Origin of the sequence: Amycolatopsis sp. WAC 01375 (genome assembly GCF_003947325.1) — a bacterium.
GTDB lineage: Bacteria > Actinomycetota > Actinomycetes > Mycobacteriales > Pseudonocardiaceae > Amycolatopsis.
On record NZ_QHHW01000017.1, the window covers coordinates 25,047 to 39,961 of the forward strand.

Annotated in this window: 15 protein-coding genes and 1 tRNA gene; 9 read left to right on the forward strand and 7 right to left on the reverse strand. The window is 67.9% G+C overall.

Translation table 11 applies throughout. The features are described from left to right. Position 1: 1 nt before the first annotated feature. Positions 2-1,351 carry a DNA cytosine methyltransferase gene (locus DL991_RS07430; protein ID WP_125782331.1) on the reverse strand — a complete coding sequence of 450 codons (1,350 nt, stop codon included), beginning with the start codon at positions 1,349-1,351 and terminating at the stop codon, positions 2-4. Between the two features lie 117 nt (positions 1,352-1,468). On the opposite strand from DL991_RS07430, the gene DL991_RS07435 reads away from it, so the two are divergent. Next, on the forward strand, positions 1,469-2,308 hold the full coding sequence (locus DL991_RS07435) for a GIY-YIG nuclease family protein (RefSeq protein WP_125782333.1): 840 nt from the start codon (positions 1,469-1,471) through the stop codon (positions 2,306-2,308). A gap of 150 nt (positions 2,309-2,458) precedes the next feature. Here DL991_RS07435 and DL991_RS07440 read toward each other — a convergent pair. Then, positions 2,459-2,531 (reverse strand) — tRNA-Arg (locus tag DL991_RS07440). 371 nt (positions 2,532-2,902) lie between these two features. Here DL991_RS07440 and DL991_RS07445 point away from each other — a divergent pair. The 7 genes from DL991_RS07445 to DL991_RS07475 all read left to right on the forward strand — a co-directional run bounded on the left by DL991_RS07445 (position 2,903) and on the right by DL991_RS07475 (position 9,380). Next, positions 2,903-3,556, forward strand: a complete 654-nt coding sequence (locus DL991_RS07445) for a response regulator transcription factor (RefSeq protein ID WP_034305786.1) — start codon at positions 2,903-2,905, stop codon at positions 3,554-3,556. After that, entirely contained in the window at positions 3,556-4,170 is a 615-nt protein-coding gene (locus DL991_RS07450) for a trimeric intracellular cation channel family protein (RefSeq protein WP_125782335.1), read from the forward strand. Before DL991_RS07445 ends, DL991_RS07450 begins: the two co-directional genes overlap by 1 nt. Positions 4,171-4,255: 85 nt before the next feature. After that, positions 4,256-4,948: a response regulator transcription factor gene (locus DL991_RS07455; RefSeq protein ID WP_037340466.1), complete on the forward strand. Its 693-nt coding sequence runs from the start codon at positions 4,256-4,258 to the stop codon at positions 4,946-4,948. Further along, a complete protein-coding gene (locus DL991_RS07460; protein WP_199746441.1) occupies positions 4,945-6,369 on the forward strand; it encodes a HAMP domain-containing sensor histidine kinase in 1,425 nt (474 codons plus the stop codon). The genes DL991_RS07455 and DL991_RS07460 overlap by 4 nt, the downstream gene beginning before the upstream one ends. A gap of 22 nt (positions 6,370-6,391) precedes the next feature. Further along, the gene (gene lspA, locus DL991_RS07465; protein ID WP_125782337.1) at positions 6,392-6,910 is read left to right on the forward strand and encodes a signal peptidase II; all 519 of its coding nucleotides are present in this window, start codon (positions 6,392-6,394) and stop codon (positions 6,908-6,910) included. 131 nt (positions 6,911-7,041) lie between these two features. Continuing rightward, the gene (locus DL991_RS07470; RefSeq protein ID WP_125782669.1) at positions 7,042-7,842 is read left to right on the forward strand and encodes a DeoR/GlpR family DNA-binding transcription regulator; all 801 of its coding nucleotides are present in this window, start codon (positions 7,042-7,044) and stop codon (positions 7,840-7,842) included. A gap of 107 nt (positions 7,843-7,949) precedes the next feature. Then, positions 7,950-9,380 (forward strand): S1C family serine protease, encoded by a 1,431-nt coding sequence (locus tag DL991_RS07475; RefSeq protein WP_125782339.1) that lies wholly within the window; start codon positions 7,950-7,952, stop codon positions 9,378-9,380. 500 nt (positions 9,381-9,880) lie between these two features. Here the strand turns inward: DL991_RS07475 and DL991_RS07480 are convergent, their stop codons facing one another. Genes DL991_RS07480 through DL991_RS07500 form a run of 5 tightly spaced genes read right to left on the reverse strand, consistent with a single transcriptional unit; the run spans position 9,881 to position 13,257 of the window. Further along, entirely contained in the window at positions 9,881-10,294 is a 414-nt protein-coding gene (locus DL991_RS07480; RefSeq protein ID WP_125782341.1) for a hypothetical protein, read from the reverse strand. Next, positions 10,291-11,358, reverse strand: a complete 1,068-nt coding sequence (locus DL991_RS07485) for a molybdopterin-dependent oxidoreductase (RefSeq protein WP_125782343.1) — start codon at positions 11,356-11,358, stop codon at positions 10,291-10,293. Before DL991_RS07485 ends, DL991_RS07480 begins: the two co-directional genes overlap by 4 nt. After that, entirely contained in the window at positions 11,355-11,963 is a 609-nt protein-coding gene (locus DL991_RS07490) for a class I SAM-dependent methyltransferase (protein WP_125782345.1), read from the reverse strand. Before DL991_RS07490 ends, DL991_RS07485 begins: the two co-directional genes overlap by 4 nt. Continuing rightward, on the reverse strand, positions 11,960-12,604 hold the full coding sequence (locus DL991_RS07495) for a DUF2064 domain-containing protein (protein ID WP_125782347.1): 645 nt from the start codon (positions 12,602-12,604) through the stop codon (positions 11,960-11,962). The genes DL991_RS07490 and DL991_RS07495 overlap by 4 nt, the downstream gene beginning before the upstream one ends. Then, entirely contained in the window at positions 12,601-13,257 is a 657-nt protein-coding gene (locus DL991_RS07500; RefSeq protein ID WP_125782349.1) for a glycosyltransferase family 2 protein, read from the reverse strand. The genes DL991_RS07495 and DL991_RS07500 overlap by 4 nt, the downstream gene beginning before the upstream one ends. A 131-nt stretch (positions 13,258-13,388) precedes the next feature. On the opposite strand from DL991_RS07500, the gene DL991_RS07505 reads away from it, so the two are divergent. Beyond that, positions 13,389-14,741, forward strand: coding sequence for a hypothetical protein (locus DL991_RS07505; RefSeq protein WP_125782351.1), 1,353 nt, complete (start codon positions 13,389-13,391; stop codon positions 14,739-14,741). The last annotated feature ends 174 nt before the right edge of the window (positions 14,742-14,915 follow it).

Sequence of the window (14,915 nt, forward strand, 5' to 3'; positions counted from 1 at the left end):
GTCAACGTCCCGCCGCTGTAAGCGCGTCGGCGACGGCCTTGGCGAAGAACTCGCCGAGCACCACCGGCACAGCGTTACCCAACTGTCGCATCTGCTCGCCGCGGGGGCCGGAACCGTGCCATTCGTCAGGGAACGTCATCACCCGAGCCGTCTCACGTACAGTCATGTAGCGGTGTCGGTAGGTCCAGCCGTCGGCCGATCCTGGGTCAAAGTGTCGATCATCGAGCAGCATTACTGATTCGCCACCTGGTACGCCGTGGACGCCAGCCTTTACTGTCTTCGCGGGTTGATCGAGCACATTTGGCGTATGACCCTTATAGATTCGCGCACCCGGCCATCCGATATGACCCACGATCCCGGCTCCCGTTCCGAAGTCATGCTTCTCCTCGAGTCGGTTCAGGTCGACTGGCGGAAGGGCGGGAAGCTTCGTATCGGTACCGAATCCCGTGATGGCGTCACGCAACGTACGCCATGGCTTGCAGTCGTCTTCCTTTATCGCCTTGGGTAGGCGTGCTATGACCCGAGCGCGCACGTGCTCCGGCACCTGGTGGCGCTTCCAATACGGGCCGTCTTCGTCTCGCATGGAGCGCAATAACGCGGCTTCGGAGAACTTCGGTGTCGAGACGTATTTCGTGAAAGCTTCGATGTCGACGCCGAGGTCAGCGCGGAAAGCCACGATTACGACGCGGTTGCGAACCTGTGGGACGCCGTAATCAGCAGCGTTCACGGGCACCATCACGACTTTGTAGTGATCGGGATCATCGTCCTCCTCAGGTAACTGTTCGAGGATCCCGGTCAGATGCGCGTCATGGTCCTGCCACTTCGCCTCACTCTCGCGCTTCTCGAACGGCAGGCGAAGTTCGTTCTGGATGTACCGGAAGTACTCAGCGAAAGACGGGCGAAGCAGACCCCGGACGTTCTCGCAGATGACGGCCTTCGGCCTGATTTCACGGACGGCCTTGAACATGGCGGGAAACATGTTGCGCTTGTCCTCGTCACCCTTGGCCACGCCACCGGCGCTGAACGGCTGACAGGGCGGCCCTCCCGCGAGAACGTCCACCTTGTTCTCAAGAGCGCTCAGATCAAGGTCGCGCACGTCGCCTCGGTAGAGAGGCGCAGGGCGGCCCGGCTCCGGAGGCTCGGGTCTCGCATCCTCGACCGGCAACAGGCCGTCTGCCCCCAGCGTCTTCTTCGCGCTGGCCACCAGGGTCTCGCACGCGCGGTTGTTGAATTCGTTGAAGAGGAGAGGCCGGAAGCCCGCCTGGTGGACCGCCATGGCGAGGCCGCCCCCGCCAGCAAAAAGCTCGACACTGGTGCGCGGCTCTCTCTTGCCTTCAAGCTGGTCAACCATGAGAGAACCATACCGCGGGCGTCTCGGAAGCTGCTCGATCGCACCGGGCGAGTCGCCTACGCGTGAGCTGACAAGCATAGGCTTCGAGTCGATCGATGTTACAGAAGGAGCTGGTGGATGACTCAGGCGGCCAGGTCAAGCGGTCGAGGCGCTTACCACGACGACTTCCGGCTTAGTATCACCAAGGCGCTCGGTGATCAGCTGGCCGTGGCGCTCGATGGGCTGGGTCGAGCTCCCCTGACCGGAGTTAGTCTCGCTGCCCTCGACGAACGGCCGGGGGTCTATCAACTGTACTTTATGGGCGATTTCGTCTATGTCGGCAAAGCGGACAGGACTCTACCCGGTCGCCTCCGCAATCATCTTCGCAAGCTGTCAGGGCGACGCGCAATTGAGCTATCAGACGTCACCTTCTCATGCCTCTATGTTGACGAGGATTTTTCCGCCCTGGCTCCGGAGAAATTACTTATCAGTCACTATAAAGAAAAGGGAGGAATTCCATGGAATAATAACGGGTTTGGCAATAACGACCCTGGGCGCCGACGAGATGCTACAATTCTGAAACAGAATCATTTCGATGCCATGTATCAGATCGACTTGGGTAGGCCTGTCGAAGGCGTTGTCGTAGGTGATCATAGTCTGCATGAGTTCCTCAAGATGCTTAAGGGTGGGCTTCCTTATGTATTCCGCTATATGGATCCGCCGATGTCCCAGCTTGTAACGGTGAACGTTCCGAAGGTTCACTTGTCGGCCGACGAAGCTTTTAGAATTGTGGCCGAAGCAACTCCTGAGCCGTGGCAGATAACGGCTCTTATGGGGTATGTGATCATGTATCCGGAATCTCCGGCAGAATATAAGAGCGCATGTCGTTACTATCGATCTGGATCGGTAATCGAAGATTCCCCCTCGTACTCATGTGAAGAATTGACCGATGAAGATAAAACCGGTTCAGCCGAATGATCGCGATTGGGCTATGGTGATCGGCGTAGTCTCATCGGGTCCTGGGGAGACCAGTTGACTTGACGTAGTCGGATCAGCTGGTGTGTGCGGCAGAGGCTTCGGCCGCGCCTGGCTTGTCGCGACGGCATGGCCACGCTGTCTACTTGTGAGTGCCCCCGGCAGGATTCGAACCTGCGACACCCGCTTTAGGAGAGCGGTGCTCTATCCCCTGAGCTACGAGGGCATGTACTGCCACGCGCAGCCTACCGTGTAGCCACACGAACGAGCACGGGAGGGCGTCGTCACATCGGAGCGCGCCGAGCGGCCGGCGAGGTGAACACCGCGAAACCCCCGAACGGCGGTTGCGTGCAAGCGCGAGCAGGAGGATGTGGCCGGACAGCGCCACTGGCCGTCCAGTGACACTCGACCTGCGGATCCGCCCAGGAGCAGCCACACTCTGCACCAGCAAACCAGGGTCTGAATCGACGCCTAGATCGACACAGATGACCCGCGAGGGTCACTCGTACGTGTCTGGTTTCGAAACCCTGAACAACAGTAGGTAATCTTCGTTAACGGGACGCGAGACGCCGCTCCCCCGGCTGCCGGAGGGCTTCGTTGATCAAGCTCATGTTCGCCGACGACGAGGAACTGGTCCGTTCGGGCCTGCGTGCCATGATGTCGGGCGCTGCCGACATCGAGATCGTGGGCGAGGCGAGCGACGGGAGATCAGCGGTCGAGGTCGCCCGGCGGTACCACCCTGACGTCGCGTTGCTCGACATCAAGATGCGGGCGCCTGACGACGGTATTCGCGCGCTGAGGGCCATTCTCGCCCTGCCGGATCCGCCGACCGTGGCCATGTTGACCACGTTCGACATCGACGACTACGTCAGCCTCGCGCTCAGGCTCGGGGCCAACGGCTTCCTGCTCAAGGATATCGACCCGGCGGCTCTCCTCCGGGCAGTGAGAGACCTCGCCAGGGGAGGCGCGGTGCTCGACCCTGGGGTCGCGGCGCGCATGGTCCAGTCGCACCGGGACGAGCAGCGGGCCGCGCAGCCGGCGCGCAAGCTGCTCGCGTCGCTGTCCGATCGGGAGCGCGAGGTCGTCGGGTTGATCGGGCAGGGGCTGTCCAACGCGGAGATCGGCGGACGCCTGCACCTGTCCGAGGCCACGGTCAAGGGTTACGTCTCGGCCGTCCTGTCCAAGATCGGCGCGGCGAACCGGGTGCAGGCCGCGCTGCTGGCCTACCGCGGTGGCCTGCTCGACCAGTAATGATCCTCACCGCGCTCGAGTTCCTCGGCTTGATCGCGTTCGCGGCTTCTGGGGCGCTCGCGGCGGTTCGGTCCAGGTTGGACGTCTTCGGGGTGGTCGTCGTCGGGCTCACGACCGCGCTCGGCGGCGGGATCATCCGTGACGTCCTGCTCGGGATCACGCCGCCCACGAGCCTGCGGACCTGGCCGTATCTCGCGGTCTGCGGCGGGACGGCGCTGGTCGTGTTCGTCTTCCATCCGCAGATCGCGAAATTGCGGCGCGCCGTGCTGCTGGCCGACGCGCTCGGGCTCGGGGTGTTCGCGACGGCGGGGACCACTATCGCGTTGAACGCGGGGGCGACTCCCTACGCGGCGTGCCTGATCGGGATGACGACGGGTATCGGTGGCGGCGCGGTGCGTGACCTCCTCCTCCGGGAAATCCCGCTCGTGCTGCGGAAGGAGATCTACGCGGTCGCTGCGCTCGCGGGGGCCGTGCTCGTCGTGCTCGGTCACGCTCTGCGACTGCCGCCGGGGCCGGTGACCGCCGTAGCAGCCGCGGCGGTGGTGGGGGTCCGGATGCTCGCTTTGTGGCGCAGATGGAACGCACCCGTTGCGAAAGGGCCCGAGACCGGCTGAAACGTCTTCTGGACTGCCGGATTTCCTTTGTTGGTTCTGTGTGTGTTCTTAGGCGAGTCTCAGCACTCTGCGTAAGACTGTCGCCATGCGCATCCTCGTAGTGGACGACGACAGGGCCGTCCGTGAATCACTCAGGCGATCCCTTGAGTTCAACGGCTACCAGGTGGAACTGGCCGGGGACGGCGCGCAGGCCCTGGAAGCGATCATCGCCAACAGACCCGACGCGATGGTCCTCGACGTGATGATGCCGCGGCTCGACGGCCTGGAGGTCGCTCGACGCCTGCGAAGCACCGGTGACGACCTGCCCATTCTCGTGCTGACGGCGCGGGACACCGTTTCCGACCGGGTGTCCGGTCTCGACGCCGGCGCCGACGATTACCTGCCGAAGCCCTTCGCGCTCGAAGAGCTTCTCGCTCGCCTTCGCGCGCTTCTGCGCCGGGCCATCCCGGATCCGCAGGCCGGACAGAACGCCGAGGTCCTCTCGTTCGCGGACCTCACCTTGGACCCGGGGACGCGCGAGGTGCGCCGGGCGGGCCGGGAGATCAGTCTCACCAGGACCGAATTCGCGTTGCTGGAGCTGTTCCTCTCGTACCCGAAGCACGTTCTGACCCGCAGCCGGATCCTGGAGGAAGTGTGGGGATACGACTTCCCGACGTCGGGCAACGCGCTGGAGGTCTACGTCGGTTACTTGCGCCGAAAGACCGAGGCTGGGAACGAACCGAGGCTGATCCACACGGTCCGGGGAGTGGGCTACGTGCTGAGGGAAACCCCGCCGTGACGGACGCGGTCCCGGTCGTCGACGTGTCCGAAAAGGATCCGCGCGGCGACCGCTGGAGCACGCGGCGCTTCTCGCTCCGCGGCCGGGTGACGCTGCTCGCGGCCGCTTCGGTGGCGGGCGCGGTGGCGCTGGTGTCCCTCGGCGCGTATCTCGTCGTGAAGGACAACCTCTATCAGCAGGTGGACGACAATCTGCTCGCCCGCGCGCAGGCCGCGGTCGACTCGCCGCAGGTGCAGACCGAGCTGCAGCAGGTGCCCGGCGCCTTCCTGGCCAGCGCGGACCTGCAGATCGGCCAGCTGACGGTCGGGGAGAAGATCCGGCTGACCTTCCCGCAGTCCGGCAGCCGCCCGCCCTACGGCCATGACGAGATCGCGGTCGCCACCGGGGAGTCGCCGTTCTCCCTGCGCACCGACCCGAAGACCGACAGCCGGGTCGTCGCCCTCCCGCAGGGGGCGGGGCAGGCGATGGTGCTCGCCCAGTCGCTCGGCCCGACCAAGCGCACCCTGAACGAGCTTTCCGTGGTCTTGTTCCTGATCGGTGGCGCCGGGATCCTGGTCGCCGCTGCCGCGGGGACGGCCGTCGCGAGAGCCGGCTTGCGGCCGGTCGACAGGCTGACGTCGGCGGCGGAACGCGTCGCCACCACGGGTGACCTGCGGCCGATCCCGGTCAGCGGCGACGACGAACTCGCCCGCCTCACCCAGAGTTTCAACACGATGCTGGGCACGGTCGCCGAATCGCAGGAACGGCAGCGGCAGCTCGTCGCGGACGCCGGGCACGAACTCCGGACCCCGCTGACGTCGCTCCGCACGAACCTGGAGCTGCTGCTTTCGGCGAGCAGGCCGGGGGCGCGGACGCTGTCCGACGAGGACCGCAGTGACATCGAGGCCGACATCCGCGGCCAGCTCGACGAGCTGACCCAGCTGATCGGCGACCTCGTCGAACTCGCGCGCCAGGACGAGCCGCGGATCGAGCACGAACGGGTCGAGATGGTCGACGTCGTCGAGCGCGCGCTCGACAGGGCGCGCCGTCGCGCGGGCGAGATCGAGTTCGACGTCTCGCTCCAGCCGTGGGTGCTGACCGGTGACACCACCGCGCTGGAACGCGCGGTGCTGAACCTGCTGGACAACGCGGTGAAGTTCTCGCCGGAGGGTTCGACGGTCGGGGTCCGGCTGTACCCGGTCGGCGACGGCACCGCGGTGCTCGAGGTCGAGGACGCGGGGCCGGGGATCGCCGACGAGGACCTGCCGAAGGTGTTCGACCGCTTCTACCGTTCGTCGGAGGCGCGGACACTGCCCGGTTCGGGGCTCGGCCTGGCCATCGTCCAGCACGCGGCGCAGCGGCACGGCGGAGACGTCTACGCGGGACGAGCTCCCGAAGGCGGCGCGCTGATGACCCTGCGGCTCCCGGGAGCCCCTGCCTGACAGGTGATTACTCTGACGGGTGATGAGCACCGAGAACGAGCCTGAGCTGCCGCCCCGTCGTCTGCTGTGGACACTGCTGGTGGCCGCGGTGCTGCTGGTGGCCGACCAGCTGACCAAATGGTGGGCGGTCGACGCCCTCACCGACCGCGCGCCGATCCCGGTGATCGGCGACTTCATCCGGTTCCGGCTGCTCTACAACCCGGGCGCGGCGTTCTCGCTGGGCGCCGGCTCCACCTGGATCTTCGCGATCCTGGCCGCGGCCGCGGTGGTCGCGCTGCTGTGGATCTCGCGCAAGGTCCGTTCGGCGGGCTGGGCGATCTCGCTCGGGCTGCTCCTCGGCGGCGCGACGACGCATCTGGGAGATCGCCTGTTCCGCGAGCCCGGTTTCGCGCGCGGTCATGTCGTGGATTTCATCGACTACAACGGCTGGTTCGTCGGGAACGTCGCCGACATCGCGCTGTTCTTCGGTGCTGTCTCGCTTTTCGTGCTGAGTTTCCGCGGCGTCCCGATCGACGGCGTCAAGGAGACGGCGTCGGAGTAACGAGGCAGAACTCGTTCCCTTCCGGATCCGCGAGCACGACGCCTCATGGCGGCAGGCTGATTCGCTCGTCGCGCCATGTTTGATCGTGTAGGATTTTGTGTAGTTGATCCAGTGTGGTTATCGGAGGCTTCGTGCTCGCGCGGCAGCGACAGGCGGTGATCCTCGAGGAGGCGCGCCGTACCGGGGCGGTCCGGGTCAGCGATCTCGTCGCGAGGCTCGGCGTTTCGGATATGACGGTGCGCCGCGACCTCGACGTGCTCGCGGGCCGAGGACTGGTCGAGAAGGTCTACGGCGGAGCCACTTCCGTCGTGGGCAAGAGCACCGACGAACCCGGTTTCGAAGCCAAATCCGTGCGCCAGCGAGCGCAGAAGGAGGCCATCGCCGCCCTCGCCGCCGGACTGGTCCGGCCGGGCACCGCGATCGGCATCTCCGCGGGCACCACCACGTGGACGCTGGCCAGGGCGCTCGACGAGGTCCCCGGCCTGACGATCGTCACGAACTCCATCCAGGTCGCCGACGTGCTGCGCGGCGCGAACCAGCCCGATCGGACGGTGGTCCTCACCGGCGGCGTCCGCACCCCGTCGGACGCGCTGGTCGGGCCGGTCGCCGTGCAGAGCCTGCGATCGCTGCACCTGGACGTCGTCTTCCTCGGCGTGCACGGAATGGCCGACGGTCCCGGTTTCACCACGCCGAACCTCACCGAATCCGAGACCGACCGCGCGCTCGTCGAAGCGGGCCGCAAACTGGTGGTGCTCGCCGATCACACCAAGTGGGGCATTGTCGGCATCTCCACCATCGCCGGGCTCGAAGAGGCCGACGTCGTCGTCTCGGACGACGGTTTGTCCGACAGCGCAAGGGAAACGCTCACCGAGCAGGCGGGTGAGCTGATGATCGCCGAAACGGCGGAGACGGCTGAGGCCGAAGAAGCGTGAAGCCGGCCGCCGACAGACTGCGCGCCACCCGCTGACAGGGCCATACTCATGTGCGATGCACAGCTTTGGCTCAGGAACTTCTCAGGACCATCCCGCAAGGTGAAGACATGACCGAGAACGACCCCAGCGGCCACGACGCCGAGAAGGCGCGGCCCGCCGGCGCTCAGCCGGACGCGGAGCAGAGCGCGAGCTGGGCGGCGCAGCCCGCCCCGCAGCAGACTGACGCGACCGGGCTCGGCGGCCATGCCACTCCGCACACCGGAGCGCAGCAGGCCTACACCCCGGAACAGCAGTACCACCCGTGGTCGCCCCACACCCAGGCGCAGCAGGCGCCCGCACAGGAGCACCAGGCGCAGGGCCAGTACACCCAGGGCCAGCAGGTGCCGGGCCACCAGACGCCGTACACGCAGCCGGGTCCGTCGGTGTACGCGGTGCCGCAGCAGCGCCAGGCCTCGAAGTCCACTTCGGGCAAGCTGCTCGCCGGTGTCGCGGCGATCGCGCTGGTCGTCGGCGGGGTCGCGGGCGGCACGGTCGGCTATCTGACCGGTGACGCGTCCGGCGGCTCTTCCGTGAACGCGCTCGACGCGCCGAAGCCCGCCCAGCAGACGGGCAATCTGCCCGCCGGTTCGGTCGAGGCGGTGGCGCAGAAGCTGTCGCCGAGCGTCGTCGAGCTCCAGGTGTCCGGGCGGTCGGGTGCTGGCGAGGGCTCCGGCTTCGTGCTCAGCACCGACGGCTACGTGCTGACCAACAACCACGTCGTCGAGGTCGCCGCCGGTGGCGGGCAGATCCAGGCGGTTTTCCAGGACGGCAAGAAGGGCACGGCGACCGTCGTCGGCCGCGACCCCACGACGGACATCGCCGTGGTGAAGGTCAGCGGCGTCAGCGGGCTGACCCCGGTGGAGCTCGGCCGGTCCGACGACCTCCGGGTCGGGCAGCCGGTGGTGGCCATCGGATCGCCGTTCGAACTGACGGGCACGGTCACGTCGGGCATCGTCAGCGCGCTGAACCGGCCGGTGAGCGCCGGTGGCGGTGGCGACCAGACCACGGTGATGTCGGCGGTGCAGACCGACGCGGCGATCAACCCGGGTAACTCCGGCGGCCCGCTCGCGAATATGGCGGGCCAGGTCATCGGCATCAACTCGGCGATCTACAGCCCGAAGTCCGCGCAGGGCCAGGGCGGCGAGAGCGGCGGCAACGTCGGCATCGGTTTCGCGATCCCGATCGACCAGGCACGCCGCACCGCCGACGACATCATCAACACCGGCCAGGCGAAGCAGACCTTCATCGGCGCCCGAGTGCAGACCGCGCCGACCGGCGGCGCGCAGCTCGGTGAGATCACGCCGGGCAGCCCCGCGGAGAAGGCGGGCCTCAAATCCGGTGACGTCGTGACGAAGCTGGACGACCGGTCGATCCCCAACGCGGACGCGCTCGTCGCCGAGATCCGCACCAGGGCACCGAACGACAAGGTCAAGTTCACCCTCGCCGACGGCAAGGTGATCGAGGTGACCCTCGGCGGCCAGCCGGTCACGCCGAACTAGGACTCCCCAACGCTCGGCCGCAGTGCGCGGCCGAGACCAAACCCCGGCTCGAACCCCCAGCGGGCCGGAACCAGAGGCCACGCGCGACCGGCTGCCAATCCCGGTCGCGCGTGGCCCTTTTATCGAGGGGTAAGGCAAATATGGCGTGGTCGTGGGGTGGGGCCGGCGGTGAGGTGAAGGACGCCTTCGCTCTTGGTCTGCGGTGCGAGCCCGTTCGTCCCGGGGGCGGGCGGAGCTAGGCCGTGACTCGCGTGCTCGGACACGTAACTCGCGTGATTGGATGCCGCACTCGGGTGTCCGGCGTCCAAACACGCGAGTTTTTGAGGGGTAGGGGCAAAGTTGGGAGGTTGCGAAAGCCACGTTGGCAACGTTCAACGTTGCGAAAGTGGCTTTCGCAACGTCGGGTGCAGGGGTGCGGTGGCGAGGAGGGGGCTTTCGCGGCACGGTCGCCCCACGGCCGCGAGTGAATACCCGCGACCCGGTACCTTTGCGTTACTCCCTCAATAACGCGCTTTTCGGCGGAGGAGCACAGCCACGAGTACGCCGAGCCAGACGACCGCGAGACTGACAAGCAGGCCGGTGACGGTGTCGGCGTCGTGCAGGCCGGGGTTCGCGGCTCCGCCGAAAGGCCGCCACAGCAACGGAAGCGCGACCAGTGTCAGTACTCCCGTGAGCACCGCGCCCGTCTTCACCGGAGTCTGTGCGCGTTCCGGGAGGAACCTGCTCAGCGCGAATCCCACGGCACCGACCACTGGCGCGAGCAGCACGTCGTGCACCAGCGGGCCGCCGACGAGCCAGCCGAGCGTCCCGAAAACGTCCGGGCGCAACGGGAAGGCGTACTCGGAGAACAGCACCGCGCCCCACGCGAGGGCGCCGAGGCCGGGCAGGAACAGCAGCAGTCGCAACGTCTTCACAGCGTCTCCAACCGGGCGACCCATTTCGTCTGCAGGACGCCTGGCCGGTTCGGGGCGATGATCCGGCACGGGAAGCCGTGGTCGGCGTCGAGGACTTCGCCGTTGAGTTCCAGCGCCAGCAGGGTGAGCTCGTCCGCGGTGTGCTCGCCGGGGAGTTCGCTGATCCCGTACGGGCCGGCCTTCTCCAGTGAGAACACGCGGACCGGCGTGCCCGGTGTGCTTCCGGCGTGCCGCAGCAACTCCGGCAGCGAGACGCCGCTCCACCGCGCGGACTCGCTCCAGCCTTCGACGCAGGCGATCGGCAGCTCGGCCGAAATCCTCGGCAGCGCGCGGAGTTCTTCCAGCGAATAGGTCTTCGTGCCGTTCGGGGTCACCACTGAAAGCCGCCAGGCCGGGTCGTTCGCCGTGTCCAGTACGCCTGCCGCCGCGGCTGTCCGGTTCACCGGCAGCCCCTGCGGTCCCTTGCCGCTCCGCCAGGACAGGCCGGAAACGGTACGCAGCAACGGAACCGTCGCCCCGGCCGTCGCGACGACGGCGACGCCCGCGGCCAGCCAGGTCGTGCGGAGGAAGGCGCGGCGTGAAGGTTCGGGTGGCCTGGTGACGGAGCGGCGGACGATCGGGAGTTTCACCGCGATGTGCACCAGGATCGAGCCGATCGCCACCCACGCGACCGCGTAGTGCAGCTGCGGGAAGTAGAACATCCACGGATAGTTCTGGGCGACGTTGAACAGGCCGGTGACGAGTTCGAAGAAGGCGGCCGCGGACAGCACCAGGATCGACAGGCGTTCGAGCGCGTGCGGCAGCGAACGGAGCACCGGGCGCTCGAACAGTTTCGGGTAGACGCTCCAGAGTTTCGCCAGCAGCAAGGGAATCGACGCGATCCCGGAGAGCACGTGCGTGCCCTGCGTGACCCGGTACAGCCAGACGGGGCGGCTCGGCCAGCCGAACCACGACGGCGGATGCTGGATGAGATGGCTGATCAGGCCGGTGACGAAGCACAGGGTGAACGTGACGGCGAGCGCGAGGCCGATCCGGGACGTCACGCGCTCCGAAGGTGTGTTCATGCTTTCTCCAGGCAGGCGAACCAGCGGTGGCCGTGGCTGGTGGCCCACGCGACCCGGAACGCGGTGCGGGCGGCGAGGTCCGCGATCGCTTCGACGCCGACCCAAGCCCAGGTGAACCAGGCGCCGTCGTCGGGGCGCAGCCGGACCCGGTCCTGGCGGAGGCCGCGGCCCGGCGGGTCGAGTTCGACGAGCACCGTCCCGCCGTCACCGATCAGTTCCGCCATCCGCGTGAGGAGGCGGTGCGGATCGCCGCCGATGCCGATGTTCCCGTCGGCGAGCAGGACATGCCGCCAGCGCCCTTCGCCGGGGAGCCGGTCGAAGACGTCCCGGTGGAGCGCGGCGGCGCCCCTGGCGTGGGTGAGCCGTACGGCGGTGGCCGAAATGTCGACGCCGAGCGACGCGACACCGCGTTCGGACAGCGCGGCGGTGAGCCTGCCGGGGCCGCAGCCGACGTCCAGCGTCGGACCGTCACAGGCACCGAGGAGGACGTCGTCGCCGTCGCAGGGGATGGCCGTCCAGCGGTCCACCGGCAGGTCGACACGTTCACCGGTCGCCAGTTCCAGCCAGCAGCGGTGGCCGAGCAGGCCGCGGTCGAAGGCGGTCACCGGACTTCGGCCACCGCTCGGGCGAACCGGCCGCGGGGTGCCGCCAAAGCGACCCGGCGCGCGTCCGTGATCGTGTCCACATCGGACAGCTCGGGCAGGATTCCGGGACGCAGGCCCACCTCGGTCAACGCGCGCAGGGTCTGCCGTCCGGTGTCGTCGCGCGACATCGGGACCCCGGCGAGTGCCTTGGCGTGTAACGGGTCCTTGAGTCCCAGCGCCCACCAGCCGCCGTCCTCGGCAGGTCCGAGGACGGAATCTTCGGGCCGGTTCGCGGCTTCGGCCAGGAGCGCCGGGGTGACCTGCGGGGTGTCCATCCCGATTTGCAGCACCGGCTCGCCGGGACGGGGCGCGTCGGCGTGGGCGTTGACGAGCCGCAGGTCGAAACCTTCCCCGCGTTGGGGGAGCACCTCCGTTTTCCGGAGTACGGCGGCGACTTCCGTGCCGCGGGCGGCGTGGGCGAGTTCGCCGGTCATGGCGACGACCACTCGCGCTTTCGGGGTCAGCAGGGCTGCTTCGAGGGTGTCGAGCAGCGAGGCGGCCGCGATCTCGGCGGCCTGCTCCGGCGTCGCGGGCGGGCAGAGCCGCGTCTTCGCGAAACCGGGCACGGGTGCTTTGGCGACGATCAACAGGCAGAAGGTCATCGGCTCAGCACCCGCCCGAAATCCCGGGCCGCCCGCAGGGTTCCCCGCAGCGAGCCGGAGACCTTCGACTTCGTGCCCTTGGCGCGTTCGCGGTAGGACACGTCGAACTCGGCGACCCGCCAGCCCGCGCGGTTCGCCTTGATCAGGAGTTCGAGCGGGTAGCCGAAGGCGCGATCGGTGACGTCGAGATCGAGCAGCGCCTGCCGCCGGACGGCGCGCAGCGGCGCGATGTCGCGGACCGGCAATCCCTTGTGCCGCAAGAGGGACGAGATCAGCACGTTGCCGGCTCTCGCGTGCCACGGCCAGACGCCGGGGCCGGTCGGCACGCGCCGGCCGACCGTCAGTTCGGCGTCAGCGAGGCCGTCGACCAGCTTCGGGAGTTCGGCTAGGTCGAGGGAACCGTCGGCGTCGGCGAAACAGACGACGTCCGCCGTGGCCGCCTCCAGCCCGGTGTGCACCGCGGCGCCGTAGCCGCGCCGGGGTTCGTAGACGACCTTCGCCCCGAGCCCGGCCGCGATTTCGGCGGAACCGTCCGCGGAGCCGTTGTCGACCACGATCGCCCGATATCGCTCGGGCAGGGTTGCCAGTACGCCGGGGAGGGCACCGGCCTCGTCGAGACAGGGGAGCACGACGTCAACCTGGTCATCGTTCACGCACAGCACGTTAAGTCCGGGTTGGACGGGCGAAAACCCTTGTGCTGCTTACCGAATTCTGACGTCGGCGGAGTTCTTACCGAGTTCTGACGGTATCTTTTTCCGGTCCGCCGGAGAGTGGGAACGCGGTTATGGTGCCGGTGATGTCCACCGTCACCGCCCCTTCCCGTACCGGCCGCCGGGCCGATCTGATCGCCGTCGGGCTGGCGATGCTCGTGGTCGCCGCCGCGATCGCGGTCGGCCTCCACTACAACCGTCCCGGTTCCGGGGTGGTGATCTATGCCTTCGCGCCTCCGCTGTTCGGCTTGTGGCTGCCGCATGTGGGGCCGGGTTCGGTCGCGGCGGTCGTCCTCGCACTCCTGGTCGTCACCAAAGGTCCCTTGCTCGCCGCGCGGCTGCGCTGGCGTCCGCTGCTCGCGCTCGGCTACGTGACGGCGCTGCTCTGGACGTTCTCGCTGGCGATGGTCGACGGCTGGACGCGGGGGTTCACCGGCAGGCTCACCACGGAACACGAGTACCTGCACGAGGTTCCCGGGATCACCGACATCCCGAAGATGCTGAACGAGTTCTCCTCGCGCATCCTGGACTTCCAGCCGGATTCGTGGACGACGCACGTCTCCGGGCATCCGCCGGGCGCGACGCTGGTCTTCGTCTGGCTCGACCGGCTCGGCCTGCACGGCGGGGCATGGGCGTCGACGCTGGTCGTGCTGATCGGCTGCCTGGCCGTGGTCGCGGTGCCGGTGACGCTCTCCGCGCTGGGCAGGCAGGACGCCGCGAGGACGGTCCTGCCGTTCGCCGTCCTGACCCCGGGCGCGATCTGGATCGGCGTGTCCGCCGACGGTCTCTTCGCGGGTGTCACCGCGACCGGCATCGCGCTGCTTGCGCTCGCCACACGGCGGCGGATCCTCGCGCTCCCCGGCGGTCTGCTGCTCGGGTTCGGCCTGTTTCTCTCCTATGGCCTCGTGCTGCTGGGCGTGATCGTGCTCGCTGTCGTCCTGCTGACCCGTCAGTGGCGGATCCTGCTGCTCGCCACGGCAGGCGTGACCATGGTCGTCGTGGCGTTCGCGCTGGCCGGGTTCTGGTGGCTCGACGGCTATCACCTGGTGGTCGAGCGCTACTACCAGGGGATCGCGACACTGCGCCCGTACTCCTACTGGGTGTGGGCGGATATCGCGGCCGTGCTGATCGCGGTCGGCCCGGCCGTGATCGCCGGGACAAGGCGGGCGGGCGCGGAGTTCCTCGCCGAGCCGAGACGGTCGTTCCGCGAGCCGGTCGCCCTGATCGTGTCGGCCGCGGTGCTCACGATCGCTTTCGCCGACCTGTCCGGCCTGTCGAAGGCGGAGGTCGAACGCATCTGGCTACCGTTCGAGGTGTGGCTGCTGCCCGCGGTGGCGCTGCTGCCGCCGAAGGGACGGCGGTGGTGGCTCGCCGCGTCGGCGGCGACGGCGCTGGTGGTGAACCATCTGGTGCTGACGAGCTGGTGAGTACCTGGTGGCGGAGCTGCGACGAATTCGGAAAGGTGACGATACGCGTGAACCCGCCCGGCCGAAGGCCCCGCTATCGCGGTGGCAGGGCGCCCTTGCGACCCGACGTGAGTCGGTCGACCAGGCAGCGTCCTGCCGACGTCGATCGCGGCCGCGGGTTCACTGACAGACAAT